The 17340-nt window shown below is 44.1% G+C and carries 13 protein-coding genes; 3 read left to right on the top strand and 10 right to left on the bottom strand.

The window, feature by feature from the left end; all coding sequences use genetic code 11:
- Positions 1-61: 61 nt before the first annotated feature.
- From QZ331_RS04970 to QZ331_RS04950, 5 genes are all read right to left on the bottom strand, one after another.
- Positions 62-1624 (bottom strand): ATP-binding protein, encoded by a 1563-nt coding sequence (locus tag QZ331_RS04970; protein ID WP_294628577.1) that lies wholly within the window; start codon positions 1622-1624, stop codon positions 62-64.
- A gap of 537 nt (positions 1625-2161) precedes the next feature.
- Positions 2162-3010: a DNA/RNA non-specific endonuclease gene (locus QZ331_RS04965; RefSeq protein WP_294628575.1), complete on the bottom strand. Its 849-nt coding sequence runs from the start codon at positions 3008-3010 to the stop codon at positions 2162-2164.
- A 142-nt stretch (positions 3011-3152) separates the two neighbouring features.
- The gene (locus QZ331_RS04960) at positions 3153-5156 is read right to left on the bottom strand and encodes a DUF6359 domain-containing protein (RefSeq protein ID WP_294628573.1); all 2004 of its coding nucleotides are present in this window, start codon (positions 5154-5156) and stop codon (positions 3153-3155) included.
- Positions 5157-5176: 20 nt separating this feature from the next.
- Complete coding sequence (locus QZ331_RS04955; protein WP_294628571.1) at positions 5177-6019, bottom strand: DUF5689 domain-containing protein; 843 nt, start codon at positions 6017-6019, stop codon at positions 5177-5179.
- Positions 6020-6067: 48 nt separating this feature from the next.
- Positions 6068-8596, bottom strand: a complete 2529-nt coding sequence (locus QZ331_RS04950; protein WP_294628568.1) for a TonB-dependent receptor — start codon at positions 8594-8596, stop codon at positions 6068-6070.
- Between the two features lie 199 nt (positions 8597-8795).
- On the opposite strand from QZ331_RS04950, the gene QZ331_RS04945 reads away from it, so the two are divergent.
- Positions 8796-9821, top strand: coding sequence for an endonuclease/exonuclease/phosphatase family protein (locus QZ331_RS04945; RefSeq protein ID WP_294628567.1), 1026 nt, complete (start codon positions 8796-8798; stop codon positions 9819-9821).
- Entirely contained in the window at positions 9818-10960 is a 1143-nt protein-coding gene (locus QZ331_RS04940) for a DNA/RNA non-specific endonuclease (protein ID WP_294628565.1), read from the top strand. The genes QZ331_RS04945 and QZ331_RS04940 overlap by 4 nt, the downstream gene beginning before the upstream one ends.
- A gap of 195 nt (positions 10961-11155) precedes the next feature.
- Here the strand turns inward: QZ331_RS04940 and QZ331_RS04935 are convergent, their stop codons facing one another.
- The 4 genes from QZ331_RS04935 to prfB all read right to left on the bottom strand — a co-directional run bounded on the left by QZ331_RS04935 (position 11156) and on the right by prfB (position 14378).
- Positions 11156-12448, bottom strand: coding sequence for a DUF4010 domain-containing protein (locus QZ331_RS04935; RefSeq protein WP_294628563.1), 1293 nt, complete (start codon positions 12446-12448; stop codon positions 11156-11158).
- Positions 12449-12498: 50 nt separating this feature from the next.
- Entirely contained in the window at positions 12499-12966 is a 468-nt protein-coding gene (locus QZ331_RS04930; RefSeq protein WP_294628561.1) for a CYTH domain-containing protein, read from the bottom strand.
- 77 nt (positions 12967-13043) lie between these two features.
- The gene (locus QZ331_RS04925; protein WP_294628559.1) at positions 13044-13178 is read right to left on the bottom strand and encodes a hypothetical protein; all 135 of its coding nucleotides are present in this window, start codon (positions 13176-13178) and stop codon (positions 13044-13046) included.
- Positions 13179-13261: 83 nt separating this feature from the next.
- Positions 13262-14378 (bottom strand): peptide chain release factor 2 gene (prfB, locus tag QZ331_RS04920; RefSeq protein WP_294628558.1). Its coding sequence is split into 2 segments (ribosomal slippage): positions 13262-14314 and positions 14316-14378, totalling 1116 coding nucleotides; the frame shifts between segments, so codons are not numbered across the junction.
- A gap of 511 nt (positions 14379-14889) precedes the next feature.
- Between prfB and QZ331_RS04915 the strand changes: the two genes are divergently transcribed.
- Positions 14890-15921: a fimbrillin family protein gene (locus QZ331_RS04915; protein ID WP_294628556.1), complete on the top strand. Its 1032-nt coding sequence runs from the start codon at positions 14890-14892 to the stop codon at positions 15919-15921.
- A gap of 453 nt (positions 15922-16374) precedes the next feature.
- On the opposite strand, the gene QZ331_RS04910 is transcribed toward QZ331_RS04915, so the two are convergent.
- Positions 16375-17334, bottom strand: a complete 960-nt coding sequence (locus QZ331_RS04910) for a DUF5119 domain-containing protein (RefSeq protein ID WP_294628554.1) — start codon at positions 17332-17334, stop codon at positions 16375-16377.
- Positions 17335-17340 lie beyond the last annotated feature (6 nt).

Here is a 17340-nt window from a genome sequence, read left to right as displayed (position 1 = left end):
ACTGATTTAAATTTTTTTATTTATTAGACGCAGCATATCCTAAAATGCTGCAAACCGACCGTCATTCTCCGGCAATTATCCAGTCGACGATGGTCCGTGTCGCACTGTCGAAGGCGACTCCTACTTTTATGACCTTCCGGCAATCCGGCTGATAGGGTATGGCATATCCCTTGCTGTTGATTTGCTCCAACGCTTCTTGCGGCGTGCCGTCTACCTTAAACTCAAAGACGTAGACAGCATCCTGCAATTTCACAACGACATCCGCACGCCCAATTGCGCTCTTCACCTCCACGTCTACATACTGCCCCATGAGCCGGAACAAGAGATAAAAGATAGTCTGATAATGTTTTTCGTGCTTATTCTCCAAATCATTCGGGATGGAGGCAAAGAAAGAGCGTATCCTCTCCAAACACTCGGTCAGCTTGCCGGCACGCAGGTCTTTAATAAAGGAAACGACATAAAACGTATTTTCGCGGGCAGGCAAATGCACATAGGCAGGCATAAGGGATTCGAGAAATCCTTTCCGCACCTCTCTATTGGGATAGGCAAGCGTATAGAGTTGAAACTCGGGGTCGTACTCTTTGATGGTAAGATAACCGCTCTGATAGAGCACGGGAAGCGGGTCTGTAATAACACTTGTAGGAGCATCAAACTGCTCGGCGGTGGCAGTGGCACCGTCCAACTCTCGGATATCGAAGTTGCTCTGCTGCAATATGTTTATCAAGAACGTAGGCGTTCCGGTAGAAAACCAAAAGTTTTCATAACTTTTTTGAGCAAAGGCGTTGAACAGGCTGAAGGGGTTGTAAATATCTTCACAACTTTTACTGAAATGGTATCCGTCATACTGCTGTTTCAGATGAATGCACGCCTCGTCGTAAGTTTCATTGTTGGCCTGCGCCATCATCTCGATATCGGTTTTCAGTTGCGTGCGCAATTCGTGTTCGGTAATTCCGCAGATGGCGCTATAGTCGTCGCGCATACTGATGTTCTGCAAATTGTTCAGTTCGCTGAAAATACTCATCTGGCTGAATTTGCTTATACCGGTGAGGAAAAGAAAGCGGAGATACTCTCCCTGTGCCTTCAGGGGGCTGAACAGTTTCCGCATCTCTTCGCGCAAGGCTTGTTGCAGTTCCGGAAGATGATTACTGTCCAATAGCGGAGCGTCATATTCGTCGATAAGTACCACCACCGGTTTGCCCGTCTGTTCGTAAGCTCTTTTTATGATTCCGGAAAAACGGGCGGCATACCCTTCTTCTGCCGAGTCTTTGCCATACAGCCGTTCCCACTCGCGCAGTTGGATATTGAGCCGCTCTTCCAAATCGCTCATGGCAGTGTATTTCGTCATGCTGAAATCAAGGCGCAGCACCGGATATACATTCCATTCTTTTTCCAGGCGTTCCATCGCCAACCCTGCAAACAGTTCCTTCTTCCCACGGAAGTAAGCATCCAGCGTGGAGATAAGCAGGCTTTTCCCGAAACGGCGCGGACGGCTCAAGAAATAGACTTTGTTGGTATTTGCCAAACGATATATCAACTCTGTCTTGTCCACATACACGTTGTTATTATTACGCAAGTCTTCAAAACTTTGTATTCCGATGGGGTATATTCTGAAAGGATGTTCCATAACGCCTGTTCTTATTTATATGAAATGCAGACAAATATAGGTATTTAAAGATTGACAACCAATTGTATATATGGGAAATTTAGTATCTTTATGTAATTGATTGATATTGCTCATAGCAACGATACGGCTATCGCACTCCAATCTACCGCTATCCCACCCTCAATCGCCCCCTTATAAAGTCATCCTTTATTATAGATAAACTTGCCGGAGGGTAACAACAAACTTTGTTTTTACCAATTGCAAACTATAAATGCAACCTTTGTTTTTATAAATGAAGCCTTCGTTTATAAAAACAAAGGTTGCAATTATATAAACGAAGGTTGCAATTATAGTTTATAACCAATCGGTCGGAACTTTATATATGGCAAATCGAAAGTTTGCCGTGAGGAGACAACAACTTTATTATTAGTCGTTTGCATGAAAAGAAGCCCGTCATTGACGTGGATTTTGTCAATGACGGGCAACGTACTATCGCTTGATTTAATAACAATCCCGCGTTATGTGTCCGTAATAACGGATAATCTTTTAAGTTCCGGTTTAGTTCAGCCCCGGCCAAGACTTGATTGAATAAGTTGCTTCAAGTGCATTTTCGAGATTATCATTCAGGCTTGGGAAAAAGTCGATTCCTGTTTTTTCTTCCAGTTCGTCTATCGTAAGGGCGTAGTCGGCGAGTCTGATTGGTGACGGTTTGCTGTCTTGGTGTTCCATCCAAAAGGCTATCGCTTTGAACGATTCGCCTTTCTTAAACAATAAGGCCATGTAGTAATATTTGGGAACGGGCTTGCTGCGGTCGCCGCCGATATATTCCTTAATATGTTCTTCCTTATCAATCGTTCCGCCTTTCACTACGTACAAGGTGTCGGAAGCGGTACAGCTACGTCCCCACGACTGCACTTGTCCTTCCAATGCCAGCCAAACGCCTGTATTGAAATTGTTTCGTTGCGGGCTCATGTTGGTATAATAGAAAGTCTGGTCGTTGGCTTCTTGATTGTAGAGCCGGTCGGCAGAAGCGCAGAGATGGCCTCTGTCATAACCTCTTCTCCCGAAATCTGCTTGTACGCGCTGGTATTCTGTGCCAAGCGAAGGGTCTGGGATAAATTCATTGCCACGGGTTGCTGTCTGTAGCCGGGTCTGATTGTCGAACCGGAAGGCAATCCAACGGGAGTGCTTCTTACTCTTATCGTACTCTGTACTAAAGGTGGTCACTTTTTGTCCGTTGACTATCGTAGAGTGGGTTAAGAATACATCGTTTGCACCATTACGAAGGGCGGGGAGTTCTACGATGCCGGTGGCGAAGTTTTTGGAATCGTAATTGTCGTCGTTATCACAAGCAAACAATAGTAAGCATAAACAAGCTAACCACACACCAATCATTTTATTCCTCATATTCTTCCTATTATATATTACTATTAAAAGAAAAAAAGACCATCCAAAAAGCCAAAATCAAATCTTGTTACTTACAAATAGCAATCATAGATTTAAACTTTCAGACTTTTTGGATAGCCTCATCTATTGTCTCACAAACAATTTATTTTACCACTTCTACAATACTTGTCGGAGATTTAAGCCCAGGAACACTGAAATAGTTTTCCAAATTTGCTTTAATAAGAACTTGTTTGCCAAGTTTACCCGGATTAGATTTTAATCCCCATTCAGTACGTATAGTACCAGAAGGCAATTGTACAGGAATCAACTTGCTTTTATCAGTTTCATTTTGTTGATCAGCAATTACAATATTAGTATCTCCCGCAAAGTCCGAAGTCTGAATAGCATCCATCTTACCATTTGCAAAACCTACAATATAAGCTTTCACATAATATGGACCTTTTTTTGTACTATTGAATGCTATTACATCTGCTACTGAATAAGGATGTTCTTCTGTGCCGTCAGCTTCACCAAGTCCCGGTTCCTCACTGTCTCCTGTAACACCAATTAACCTAACATTATAAAGAAGCAATCCCATCGTATTATCCGCTCCAGTCGCAGAGAATTTCAATGTAGAGTTAGCTGTTCCCTGTACATCAATTTCCACCTGCATATCAAAAAAGACATTTGCATCCTTATTGTCATTACTAACAACTTTACTTGCAGCAGTCACTTCCACGTCATTCAATGAAACTTTCAATACATTCAAATCAATAGAAGTGCCTTGATTGAACACATTTGCACCCAATTCATATTTAACTATAAATTTACTGTATTTTGAAGCATCTATACCTGAGATTGTAAAAGAATGGTCATTGTTAGCAGGGAACCATATACTATTGACTTTCGTCTGTTCAGTACGATTGGCATCTGTCATGTGTGCTTTTGCACGAATATTACATTTAGAATTAGCAACTTCAAATTTTAAGTTTTTATTATCCCATCCTGTAAAATCAGCTACATTCGTATTAGTTTTAACCGTTTCTCCAAAGGTTTCTACGAAAACAGAATTTTCTTCAGGTTCGGGACCAGGACTCGGCTCCGGATTTTCAGTAGCCTCTACACCCACATACAAATTATCAATCTGATAAGTTCCACTTGCAGCTTCACTACCAATATATTTAAATCCGATAAATCCTACTTTATCTCCAATTGCAGTCAAGTCGCCAGTTAAAGTTACAGGTTCGGAATATCCATCTGCATCTTGCGGCAGAGTACCTACATTCAACAATGTCTGATTCAATTCATTTCCATTCTTTTCAAGGAAGTAAACTTCCAGTTTTGTTCCTTCTTTGTAATAAGCAGAGATACAATCAAAAGTAACCTTCTTCACTTCCATCTGTGCAACATTCACAGCCGGAGTAACAAACCATGAAATAACAGAAGGTTGTTTACTACCATAAGCAGTTGCCTGAATCAGTCCATTGCCTTCATGCGGTTTTCCTCTCCAAGTTCTTCCACCAACTTCCGCAAAGTTCACATAACCTTCTTTTAAATAATCTTTATCTTTTTCTGCTTCATCAAAAGTATTCACTACTTGATTCACGGGGTTAGTAGCATCAAGCAACTCTATCAAACTGCCACTCGGTTGTTCAGACCCTCCTTCACCGATTTCAACACCGTCCAACACAGCCGCAGTTGGCGATTTCAATCCGGCTACACCGAAATATTTCTCCAAAGAGCCGTAAATCATTACCACTTTGCCTAAATTTCCGGCATTATCTACCAAGTTCAATGCTATACGAACATCCGAACCACCTACCAACTGCACAGGAATACAGTTCTTATGATTGGTTTCACCCGGATTATCTGCAATCAGTAAATTAGAAGGCACTGTAAAAGGAGCTTCAAACTTGCTTTCCGTAGCAATCGCTTTTCCTTCTCCGTCTACACAACCTACAATATATCCTTGTACCCAAGCAATAGAACCGTCTTGTTTCTTCTGTGCGGTTTCAATATTATATGGATCTTCCTTAGTGCCACCACCTGTAAGCCCCGGAACATCACCTTCTCCCAATATATCATAAGGAGCAGGAACATCACTACATGAACTAAATGTAAACACCGCAAGCAGCGTTAAGAATAAAGCATTTAGAATCTTTTTCATAATTATATGTGTTAATTGAATTAATTATTTCGTTTGATATCATTTAAAGTGCGGACAATAACCTCCCATTGGTTATTGTAACGTAACAAAATACCTGTAATATTCACACTACCTTGCGGCATTACCTCCTTTGAGAAGTTTGCGTAAGCACTAGTATAAAGGAACAAGTTACTTCCACTCTCTGTACCATCAGCATAAGTGAAATAACGCTTTACGGAACCTTCATCGCCAGGAGCGTAGGTTGCCGTTCCGTCTGCTTCGGAAAGTTTTACGTTTTTAAAAGTAACCAATACCGGCGCTTCGTTCAGATTAATAGCAGCAAGCTCGGCAGGCGTGTTCACCTCAATCGGTTTCAACTCTTCGTAATACAACTTCGGTTCGTTAATCAAACGCACGTGCTGTTTCCATACATATTCGGGCATACGTCCTACCGAGTTGTTATAAACAGTACCAATCTGCGCCTGCTTGCGATAGCTGCCTATCTGCAAACCTTTGCAATCAATGACTACTTTCTGACCTACAGGGCAAAAAGCATACAAACCTGTTGCATTCACACCAATGACAATAGCACCGGTTTCGTCGGCAACCACCAGTTTTTTATACAAATTGCCGCTCTCATCATCGCAAGTAATCACACCTTCGATGCGGGTTTCTCCCTCGATGGTCGTATAAGTATCTTTGCTTGTATCGATAAACTCGTTGTATTTCTCCTTCAACGCAGCAATCGAAATCGTACGTCCCTCCGGAATCGAATTATTGCCGTAAGCATTTCCGGTCACCGGCTCATCATAGTTCTCACACGAAGTAAGTCCCACGCCACACATCAGCAGTCCGGCACACAATATAGATAGTAATTTCTTCATAATCGTTTTTCCTTTCTTTTTCTTTTGGATGGATAAACACATACTCGCTTAAAATCTGTAACCGATATTCAAGAAAGCATTGAACGGGAATGCATAGAAGTACTTGGAGTTCTTGGAGAACTTGTAGATGCGGGCATCGCCGTCTTTGTAGTTATCATCGCGGTTTTGTTCGAAACCACCCGTACGGAGGTCGGTATTATTCAGTATGTTGGTCAGGCTCAGGTTAAGGCTGATGCTCTTGCCGTTGCGCAGACGGATGAACTTTCCGACTGAAGCGTCAAGCATAAAGCCACCGTCGAGTTTCTCCTGTCCCGGCACGTTAAGAACCGGATTACCATTGGCATCTACCCCGCCTCCGTTTTTATCTACCACACTTGCCAGACGACGATAGCTTGAGAAATCAATATATACGCGGTCATAATAATTGCCGGTCAGATTGAAGAACCAGCCTTTCACGTTGTAGTCCAGCGCAAGGCTATAGGCAGACAACGGAGTGCCGTTGGCACGCATTCCTTTGGTATATACGCGGTCGAGAGTAGATTCGTTTTCACTTTCGTATGTCATCACCGCATTGGGGTTGTTGATGTATTGGGCATCGCTCCAGGTTCCGATAGCTGTCAACGACAGTTCGCTTGTCAGTTTGAAAGTGGCTGCCGCTTCCACTCCCCAATGTTCTTTTTCAATTCCGTTCATGGAGAGGTAAGTGAAGCGTGCTTCGTTGTCGTTATAGAAAGCATCCATCTCTACTTGGTTCTGGAAACGAGTGTAATAACCGGTCAAGCGTCCCATCACCCACGGAGTATTGAAGTTGTAAGTCAGGTCGCCGCTGAAGATGCGTTCGGTCTTGAGGTCTCTTACAAAATCGTTTTTAATACGCGGAGCTATGAAAGAGTTGTAAGCCAACGGTGCACGGTCTTCATAACCGGCATTCAGCGTAAATGAATGATTGCCATTGATAGCCCAATTCAGTCCGGCTTTGACGCCACCTTCCAGGAACTTCGCCGTACCACTGCTGCCGATTGATTTCAACGGAGCACGTCCGTTTCTCATCAATCCGTCGCGGAACATCTGCGTAGACCCGATTTTACCTGAAACGAAATAGTTCAAAGCCTTTCCGTTATTTCCCTGATAACGCATCCAGGCGCTTTGCTTGTTTACATAAATGTTGTAATGATAGCCGAACTTATCGCCCTCGCCGATACGGCGGTTCGGATTGTCCAAGTCGTTCTGCGCCATGCTGGAGTTCATACCGTGGTCGCGTATGGCAAACTTGTCAACGTCGGTATAAAGATTGGCGCCCAACAGGTCTTTCATCTTCTTATAGTGCATACCCTTTGTTGTATTCACAGCAATACCGGCAATATAGTTGTTGCGCTCGTTCCACTGATGGCTGAATATAGAGCTGAGATTGAAAGCCAACTGATCGTCGTGGCGTTCTTCCACATAATACAATGCTTCTTTGCCTAAAGCATTTGCCTGCTTGTTTGCCAGATAAAGAGCGTCCCAGTCCAACTGACGATAAGCCTTGTTGTTCTTCCAGTTATCGGTTACTTCGTTGAACTGCTGCAATTCATCTGCCGTAGGAACAGACTCCCATACATCAAAGATGGAGCTGGGCAATTTCTTGTAATAGTCCGGACGCGGGTCTGCCGCGTTACCGTTCCATCCTAAGGCACTCTTACCATAATTGGAATACTTGAATCCGGCACTTGTCACCAACTTCTTGTTGTCGTCGATAGTGAAATTCCAGGAAGCGATGGCCGACGGTTCGAATTGACGTACAATGCGTGCATTGCGTTTCTCACCGTTCTGATATCCCCAGTTCGGATTGTAGTAATGGCTATTTGCCAAATAATAGGCCTCTTCGGTTGCCGCCATTTGCTGTCCTCTTTCGGTAGGTGTTCCCCAAGTAGCCAAAGAAAGGCTGTGCTGCTCGTTAAACACTTTCTCCGCACCGAGGAAATAAGAGAAAGAATTATACTTGATACCTTCGATATTGCCTTCATTTCCCCAACGATATCCCAACGAACCGGTGAAAGCCCATCCATTGTTCATCAAACCGGTAGAATAAGTGTACATTCCGCGCAGAATGTAGTTACGGTTACTACCCGACACCGTAAGTTTGGAACCGGCGGCGTATTGGCTGGCACGCAAATTGATATTAGTCGCCCCGCCTATCGCACCAAAAGTAAAATTATTAATTTCAAAAGGTCCGATGCCTTCCTTGTTACGGGTAGCGTCGTTCAATCCTCCAATCAAACCATAGCTAAAACGTCCCGTTTCCGCATCATTAAACAGAACGCCGTTGATGTACATATCGCTATATTGGGAGTCATATCCCCGCACACGAAATCTCATCGGGCTGAACAAATAACCCACATTTGACAGATAAACATCATTGTTGGAAGTCACCAATGCGGATGTACTTTGAGCCGAATCATCATCTTCACTCAACTGTGATTCCGTAAACATGAAAGAAGCATTGTCTTCACGGGCATTCTGCTTTGTCTTCTGCTGAGCAAAAAGAGCTGGTCCTAAGCAAAATAGCACAATAACGAACCCTAATCGTTGTCTCATAATTTAATTTATATTAATGTTAATTGGTCTTTCACCTACAATGCACATAAAATAAGAAGAAAGGCAAAATAACAAAGAATTTTATGAATAACAATGTTTTTTCGTAAAAAAGTCATCTGATAAGGGCATTTTTTCATTTTCTTTTTAGATATTTGTCAACAAAATAAGCGTTTATCCACTTTTAAAAACAATTTCAAAGATGAAAAGAAACTTAACAACTTTAAGTATGTTCATTCTCTTCGTCCTGACAGTTTACGGACAAGAAAAGAAATTCGCCCTTTACAGCGTAGCTTTCTATAATATGGAAAACCTATTCGATACAATTCACGACGAGGGCAAAAACGACTACGAATACCTTCCCAACGGTACCAACCAATGGAACACAAGGAAGTATAAAGCCAAACTCAAAAATATGTCGGAAGTATTAAGCCTGCTCAGTACCGACAAACTCCCGATGGGGCCTGCCATTATCGGCGTTTCCGAAATAGAAAATCACCGGGTGCTGGAAGATATCCTGAAACAACCCGCCCTTGCCGATAGGGGCTACCGGTATATCCACTACGAAGGAGAAGACCAGCGTGGTGTGGATTGCGCGTTTTTCTATAACCCCAACCTGTTTGAACTGATAAACAGCAAACTCGTACCTTATGTATATATAAACGATACCGTGCATAAAACACGCGGCTTTTTGGTTGCCAGTGGCAAGATAGCAGGCGAGAAAATGCATTTTATCGTCAACCATTGGCCCTCAAGAGCGGCCGCATCTCCGGCACGCGAACGCGCCGGTGAACAAGTGAGAGCCATCAAAGATTCGCTGTTGAGAGAAGATGCGGCAGCCAAAATCGTCATTATGGGAGACATGAACGACGACCCGATGAATAAAAGTATGGCAGTTTCTTTAGGAGCCAAACGTAAACCAGCCGATGTAGGCCCAACCGACTTATACAACCCGTGGTGGGACACGCTGAAAAAAGGTTACGGTACTCTGATGTATAGAGGTAAATGGAACTTGTTTGACCAAATCGTATTCACCGGAAACCTGTTGGGCAGCGACCGCAGTACGCTAAAATTCTACAAACATGAAATCTTCCGCCGTGACTTCATGTTCCAAAAGGAAGGGAAATACAAAGGATATCCCAAACGTACACAGGCGGGCGGCGTATGGACCAACGGTTACAGCGACCACCTTCCCACTATCATCTATTTAATTAAAGAAGTGCAATGACAAAGATATACTCCAAACTATTCGTCCTGCTCATCGCGTGCTGCACAGCATTTTCGTGTAGCGAACAAAATATTCCGGAATTGCCCGGTCACGAAGGTGACGACCAACAAGGTATCGCCTCCATCGACCAAACGCAAATCAACGCCAACGGCGGCGGATTTATCATTCGGGTAACAACCAACGGAACATGGCAAGCCGCAAGCAACGAAACATGGTGTACACTAAACAGAACATCCGGTAGCGGCAACGGTTCCATTAGCGGTTACATAAAAGCCAATACCGGTGCTGAGCGCAGCGCTACCATTCAAATCAGTTCAGGAAAAGAAAAGACAACATTCACAGTCAAGCAGTTGGCTGGCAATGGCTCAAATCCGGAAAACCCTGCGGAATATGCAAGAAGAATTGAGATTCCCAAACTGAAAGGCGGAAATATGTATCCTTTCATTACGCATACCACAACTGAAAACGGAAAAGAAGTCATCGCATACAGCTATGAATATGACTGCACAAAATTGCATTCACGCTGGGTAGCTTTCACCTTTAGCACGGCAACCCCCGACAAGAATGTAGGCCGAAATGAAGATTTCCGGGCAGACCCCAAACTTCCGAAAGACTACCAGTTGACAAAAGAATCTTACTCAAACTCCGGCTACAGTCGCGGACATCTGGTAGCATCGAGCGACAGACAGTATTCGACAACTGCCAACAAGATGACATTCTATATGTCGAACATGAGTCCGCAAATCCAAAACGGATTCAACGGTGGTATATGGCAAAAACTGGAAGACAAAGTGCAGAGTTGGGGCAAAATCACCAATTCAAATGACACGTTGTATGTAGTAAAAGGCGGAACCATACGAGATGACCAAATAGAGAAGTATATCGATAGTAATTCGCAACGCATCGCTGTACCTAAACATTACTTCATGGCCTTATTGTGGTTGAAAAACGGAAGTTACAAAGCCATCGGCTTTTGGCTCGACCACAAATCCTATGATAAGAATGCCAGCTATGCCAATCACACAGTCTCCATCGACGAACTGGAAGAGAAAACAGGTATTGATTTCTTCCACAATCTTCCTGATGATATAGAAAACAAAGTAGAAGCAAGCTACAACAAGAACGACTGGGGATTATAACGCACTCCACCATCACGGTTATTTTTGCGATATCAGTTTACGCAAAAAACATAAACATAGAAAAGGCTGTATCCGTCTGATGCGGATACAGCCTTTTCTATGTTTGCACAACAGATAACCCAGCATCAGTCTACTTTACTGCCTGTTCCAATTCCTTTCTCAAAACATTATAATTCGTTCTCCTATTTTTCCTTCTTACAAATAGAAGAACAGCAACAACACCAAATTCACCCCAATCACCGTTCCGAATCCTCCTAAAATCCACGAACGAAGCCTGCTCCCCTTTCCTGCAAAGAACAGGGCGTAACACATATTGACCAGTATATTGCTGATGATTGCCTGCATACTGCAAGCTGTAATAACCAATGCCGCAACGTTGCCCGTGTTCTGCAACAGATTGAGAATAAAAGGCGTTATGTCGCTGAAACCGGAGACGAAGGAGAGTAGGTTCAGACCATCGGTGCCGGCATACAGCAGCGTATAGTGAGTCAGAAACGTAAAGACGACGAAGAGTACGGCAAAAATCAAGGCTATTTTGAATTCCAACGGATTGCTGCTGTCATCCTCTTCCGCCACTGCGGACTGACCTGCCGGACGCTTTTGCCGGGTATGGACAAACCACGCAACACTGGCAGCCACCACCGCCATAATCAGCAAGTAAGGATAGATAGAACGGAAAATCTCCTTGCTGAAAATAAATATCAGCATCATAAACCGCAAAAACATCATACTGACTGCCAGCAACATGGCGGCAACATAATCCGTCGCTTCCTGCTCCGAAGCCGTACGGCTTTTGCGGGCAATCACAGAGATGGTTGCCGTACTGCTGTATAATCCGCCGATAATGCCGGAAACCAACGTTCCCGATTCGTGGAATACATAACGTTTCAACAAGTAAGAGAGGTAAGAGACACCGGAGACAACAACCGTTGCCAGCCAAATGGAATAAGGTGTGAGGTTGATGCCGGGAATCAGGTTTTGGTCGGGAAGCATAGGCAGTATAATACCACTGATTGCCAGGAATTTTGCCAGCGTTATCATCTCGTCGTTCTTCATACGCTGGGCAAACTCGGTAAAAGTATGCTTAAGTTCGGTGAGCAGAAGCACAGTGACAATGACCATCACGTAGAACCACGAAGGCTGGGTGACTACGATGGGAGCCATGCAATAAGTTATCAAGGCTATGATAATGGTAGTGATACCGAACACATGGAACTGGGATTGCTTCACGTAATAGTTCAGCCCCAACAGCAAGCCAAGCACTGCGCCGCCGCCCATAAAAAGGCGCATATCGACAGGGTCGAGTATATAGAGCAGGTATCCCAATATACCAATAAAGGTAAAGGTGCGGTCGGTTCCAAAAAGAGTGGTTTCGCCTTCGCGCTTCAGGCTGATACGGCGTTGCGAAAGTCCAATTAGCAAAGAAAACAGGGCGACCAGTACGAAAGTAACCAGTTCGCGCGGCAGATAATTGTACAACTGTTCCATATATTGCTCTTTTTTAGATAAGAACAAATATACGATTTATTTGTTAACACTCACCACGTTTTATACGGTTTTTTCATTAGTTGGGAATTGTAGTAGCGTACGTCTCCCGTCACCTCTTCGCTAATGAAGTCCGGCTTCACAAAGGCTTCATCTTCAGCAGCCAGTTCCACCTCCGCCACGACCAGTCCGTCGTTATCGCCATAAAACTCGTCTATTTCAAACACGTGGTTGCCACTGCGCACCAGGTAGCGGGTTTTATCGATAACGCCCGGCTCGCACAACTGCATCAGTTCCTCCGCTTCGCACAGAGGAAGTTCGCGCTCCCATTCGTAGCGGCTGGTGCCGGAGGCATTGGAAGCTCCTTTGATGGTGAGATACCCTTTCCCGTCGCGGATACGGATACGCACCGTCCTGCCACGGGCACTGCTGATATAGCCTTGTACGATGCGGCTCTGCGCAAATACACGGGACTTGAAATCGCCCGATACCAAAAACTTACGTTCTATTTCTTGTGACATGATACCAAAGTAAACAAATTATTAAAAGGAAACTCCACCACAAATCCATGCAATCTGTGGTGGAGTTTCTCTCTTCGTCAGCCGAGAAAGGAGAATCCGATCAGCATCACCAGTGCCAAAATAATGAGTGATACAAATACTATTTTGACAACTCTCCGGGCTTGTTCCTCTTCTTTCTTGCTTATAGCAGTTTTTTTCTTACCCTTACCCATAATAGTTAGTTTTAAAGTTCAACGCTAACAAAGTAAGGATAAATCTTTTAACTTTCCAAAAATTACTCCGCTATTTTTGCATTTTATGACTCCTGCGAAGAAAACTCCATCAGATAGGCTTTGATGAAGTTATCAATCTTGCCATCCATCACGCCGTTCACGTCCGATGTCTGATAGTTGGTGCGATGGTCTTTCACGCGGCGGTCATCAAACACATAGCTTCGTATCTGCGAGCCCCATTCGATTTTCTTCTTGCCCGCTTCCACTTTCGCCTGTTCGGCCATGCGGTGCTGCAATTCTTTATCGTATAGGATGGAGCGCAACTGACGCATTGCATTCTCGCGGTTCTTGGGCTGGTCGCGGGTTTCGGTGTTTTCAATCAGTATTTCCTCTTCCTCGCCCGTGTAGGGGTCTTTGTACTGATAGCGCAACCGGACACCAGATTCCACTTTATTCACATTCTGTCCGCCGGCACCGCCGCTTCGGAACGTATCCCATGAGATGCGTGCAGGCTCGATATTCACCTCGATGCTGTCGTCTACCAACGGAGTGACAAAGACGGAAGCGAAAGAGGTCATGCGTTTGCCCTGAGCATTGTAGGGCGACACGCGCACCAGTCGGTGCACACCGTTTTCTCCTTTCAGATAGCCGTAGGCAAAGTCGCCTTCGATGTTGATAGTACAGGTCTTTATGCCTGCTTCGTCGCCTTCCTGGAGATTGGCGATGGTGGCTTTGTAGCCGTTCGTTTCGGCGTAGCGCAGATACATACGCATCAGCATCGAAGCCCAGTCCTGGCTCTCTGTACCGCCGGCACCGGAATTGATTTTGAGCACACAGTCCATTTGGTCGGCCTCGTCGCGCAGCATATTCTTGAATTCAAGTGCTTCTATCGCTTCGTGTGCCTTTGCATAGGCTACGTCTACGTCTTCTTCCGTCACCAATTCTTCTTTGTAGAAATCAAACGAAAGTTCCAGTTCGTCTGCCAGTGTTTTGACTTCATTGTATCCGTCAATCCATTTTTGCAGGTCTTTCACCAGTTTCATTTGAGCTTCCGCCCGCTTCTGGTCGTCCCAAAATCCGGGAGCTTGTGTTCTCAATTGTTCTTCCTCGACTTGAATTTTCTTCCCGTCGATGTCAAAGATACCTCCTCAGCGCGTCTGTGCGCTCTTTCACGTCTTTAAGTTGTTCGATAGTAATCATTTGAGTTTACGTTTATGGTTATTTATAAATTTCTGCCCGACAAACGGGGCAGGCACAACCTGCCGATGCTTGTCTTATCGGGTACAAAGATAAAAATTAAAAATGAGAAAGCGAACGGAGGTAACATCGCTTGTTAACAAATCTCCTTACTTTCCAAGCCGAACTGCCGAAAAAGGTTTTCGCTATCAAAAGAAGGTGAATTTAACATATTAAAGATGCGAGCAGATAGCCTTTTCCTTGAATTTCCTTCGTCTTTGATATCTACCGAACTTTCTCATCTATAGGTTTAATCTCTATGATATCGAGGAAAGAAAGCGGATACAAACACCGTTTCTTCCACATCCTTTTATCCATCTAAGCAGTCCGACGTTAAAAAAGTGTTAAACAAACACGAATTTAACGATAAAACATGACTTTTCACATCGAGATAATTATTAATTTTGCGCTGTTTTTAAACGCAGATGTTAAATTATATTATTTTACAAGTATGTTAAAAAGAAGTTTTTTTTATGTGGCAGTAGCTTTAGCATTTGCCGCCTGCACCAACACGGATGTGATTGAAGAAAACGAAGCATCAGGTGCAATAATCGGTTTTAATTCTCATGTCAGCAACAGCACACGTGCTATAACCATGGAGAATTTCAAAAAATTCTTTGTTTATGGTGGATACACTCCCAAAGACCAATCAGACTATCACACCGTATTCAATGGAGTAGCAGTATCCAAAGATGCAGACAAATGGACGTATGAAGGCGCTTCAAAGTATTGGGTAGAAAACGCCACTTACAAATTTTATGCTTACAGTTGCGAAAATATAGCGTTAAGTAAAGGTACTCCTTCATTCACCACATCAGGCGTAGATGCAGGAACTTTCAAAATCACCGATTTTGAGTGCAATGACGGGCATCAACACGATTTGATTTTTGCAGAATCAGCTTCTATTGTTGCCAAAGAGACAGGAAACTCAGAAGTATCACTTAGTTTCAAACATATCTTATCAAAAGTAAAAGCCGTGTTCAAAAGCGGATTCGACTCTGATTTCACAATAAAAATCTCAGAAGTAGAATTCCGCAACGTGTATGACAAGGCTGACTTCTCATCAAAAACAAACGAATGGGGCAACCAGACACGTTCCATTGCATATAACGAAGCAGCCTCAGAATGGACCAAAGTGACACTTCCCTTAGAAGGCTCAGACAACACTATCCAAGCTGCAAAACCTGCCGGTTCGGAAGGTGGCGACGCGGTAGCTGCCAAAGAATTGACTACAGGAACCGGATATGTTCTTCCTGTAGCATACAGTTCATCCGATGTTACTTTGAGCTTCAAGATTGAAGTAAAACAAGGTGCAGATGTAATAAAGACCGACTATGTTAAAGGTAATATCCAACCTACATGGGCACTCGGCACATCATATACTTATAACGTAACTGTAAACGGTAGTGCTGCCGGAGTAGAAAAAATCGAATTTAGCGTAGATGCTACCAATGGTCTCCAAGACTGGACAGAATCTCCGGTAACAGATTTCAATATTGGTGGCTAATACAACGCAAGTTTGATATAAAAAAGACAACAAGCGGCCCGTCATTGACAAAATACACGTCAATGACGGGTTTCTTTTATAGAACCAACTACAAACAATGGAAAAAACGTATGCAAACGACAGGTTCTTTCCCTGCAAAGCACTAATAATAAAGTCATTATATACTAACGATAAACTTCCAATCTGCTATATATAAAGTTTTGCCCGATTGGTTACAAACTATAATTGCAACCTTTGTTTTTATAAACAAAGCCTTCATTTATAAAAACGAAGGTTGCGTTTATATAAATGAAACTTGCAATTATAGTTTGTAATTGATAAAAAGAAAGATTGCCGTTACTCTCCGGCAAATTTATACCTAATGAAGAATAACTTTACAATTGGTCGATTGAAAGCGGAATAGCGGTAGATTGGAGTACGATTGCCGCACAATTACGAAGAGAAATACCCTGTTTACTTCTGTTGTCCACCCACCGGTAAATCAATCTCCACATCGTTGTCCCAATCATTGATATCTGGGTCGAAGCCTGAATTCGAACCGCTCTCGTTGTCCTCAATACGAAGCTTCGACACCGTGACAGTTCCCCCTTTGGGTTGAGGTATAAGCTGGTCGGTAACATCAAAATTGAATTCCTTTGTCTTGCCGTTGGTCAGTTCCACTTCGAGGTTTAGCGTATGACGACGGGAAGCCCTGCCGTGCCCGCTCGGTTCGGGTGTGCGTCCGGGTGTGCCAAACGACAATACGGTAGCGGTAACCCCTCCTTTATCCAATCGGCAATCGTACACAAGCGTCACGGCTTCGGTTGGCGTCGCACCATTGTGCAGATATACCCAACGGGACATTCCACTGATAGCCCCGCGCGCACCTACCACCCGTTGGAAACCGTATTCAAACTCGTAATGCACCTCGTAGGCAAATACCATCGGCTTCATGTCGATGGGCAGACCCGCCATTTCGTGATTGCCGACGTCGGGAATGGAAGTAATATAAGCGGCATAAAGCATATCGGGCGGATTCAAGACAGGCTCGTCGGGATGCAACTCCTTAAATCCGGCAGGCACACCGCGCGAACCGGGCGTCGACGTCGCACAAACCTCCAACGGGCCATACGTTTCGCCAGAGATAAGCACACTCTCCGTATCGTTGTTGTAGAGCAATATGGAATGCACGCCACCTTCGCCGAAATTGACACTGCCGCCCGAAGGGGAAAGGAAAACTTCGGTAGGCCGCCCCGACTCGTCGTACACAAGCACCGTGACCCCTTTGGGAGACGGCTCTCCGGGATGCTCCTCGACCGACCACTCAAAGCTGATATCGGCCGAACCGAAATGATTGTAGCAAAGCTCCTCGCGACATCCCGCCAACGACAAGCACGCCATTGCCATCATTGTATAGAAGAATCTTCTTTTCATTGCGTC

Origin of the sequence: uncultured Bacteroides sp. (assembly GCF_910586915.1) — a bacterium.
Lineage (GTDB): Bacteria > Bacteroidota > Bacteroidia > Bacteroidales > Bacteroidaceae > Bacteroides.
This window is presented reverse-complemented; position numbering and strand designations above follow the sequence as displayed.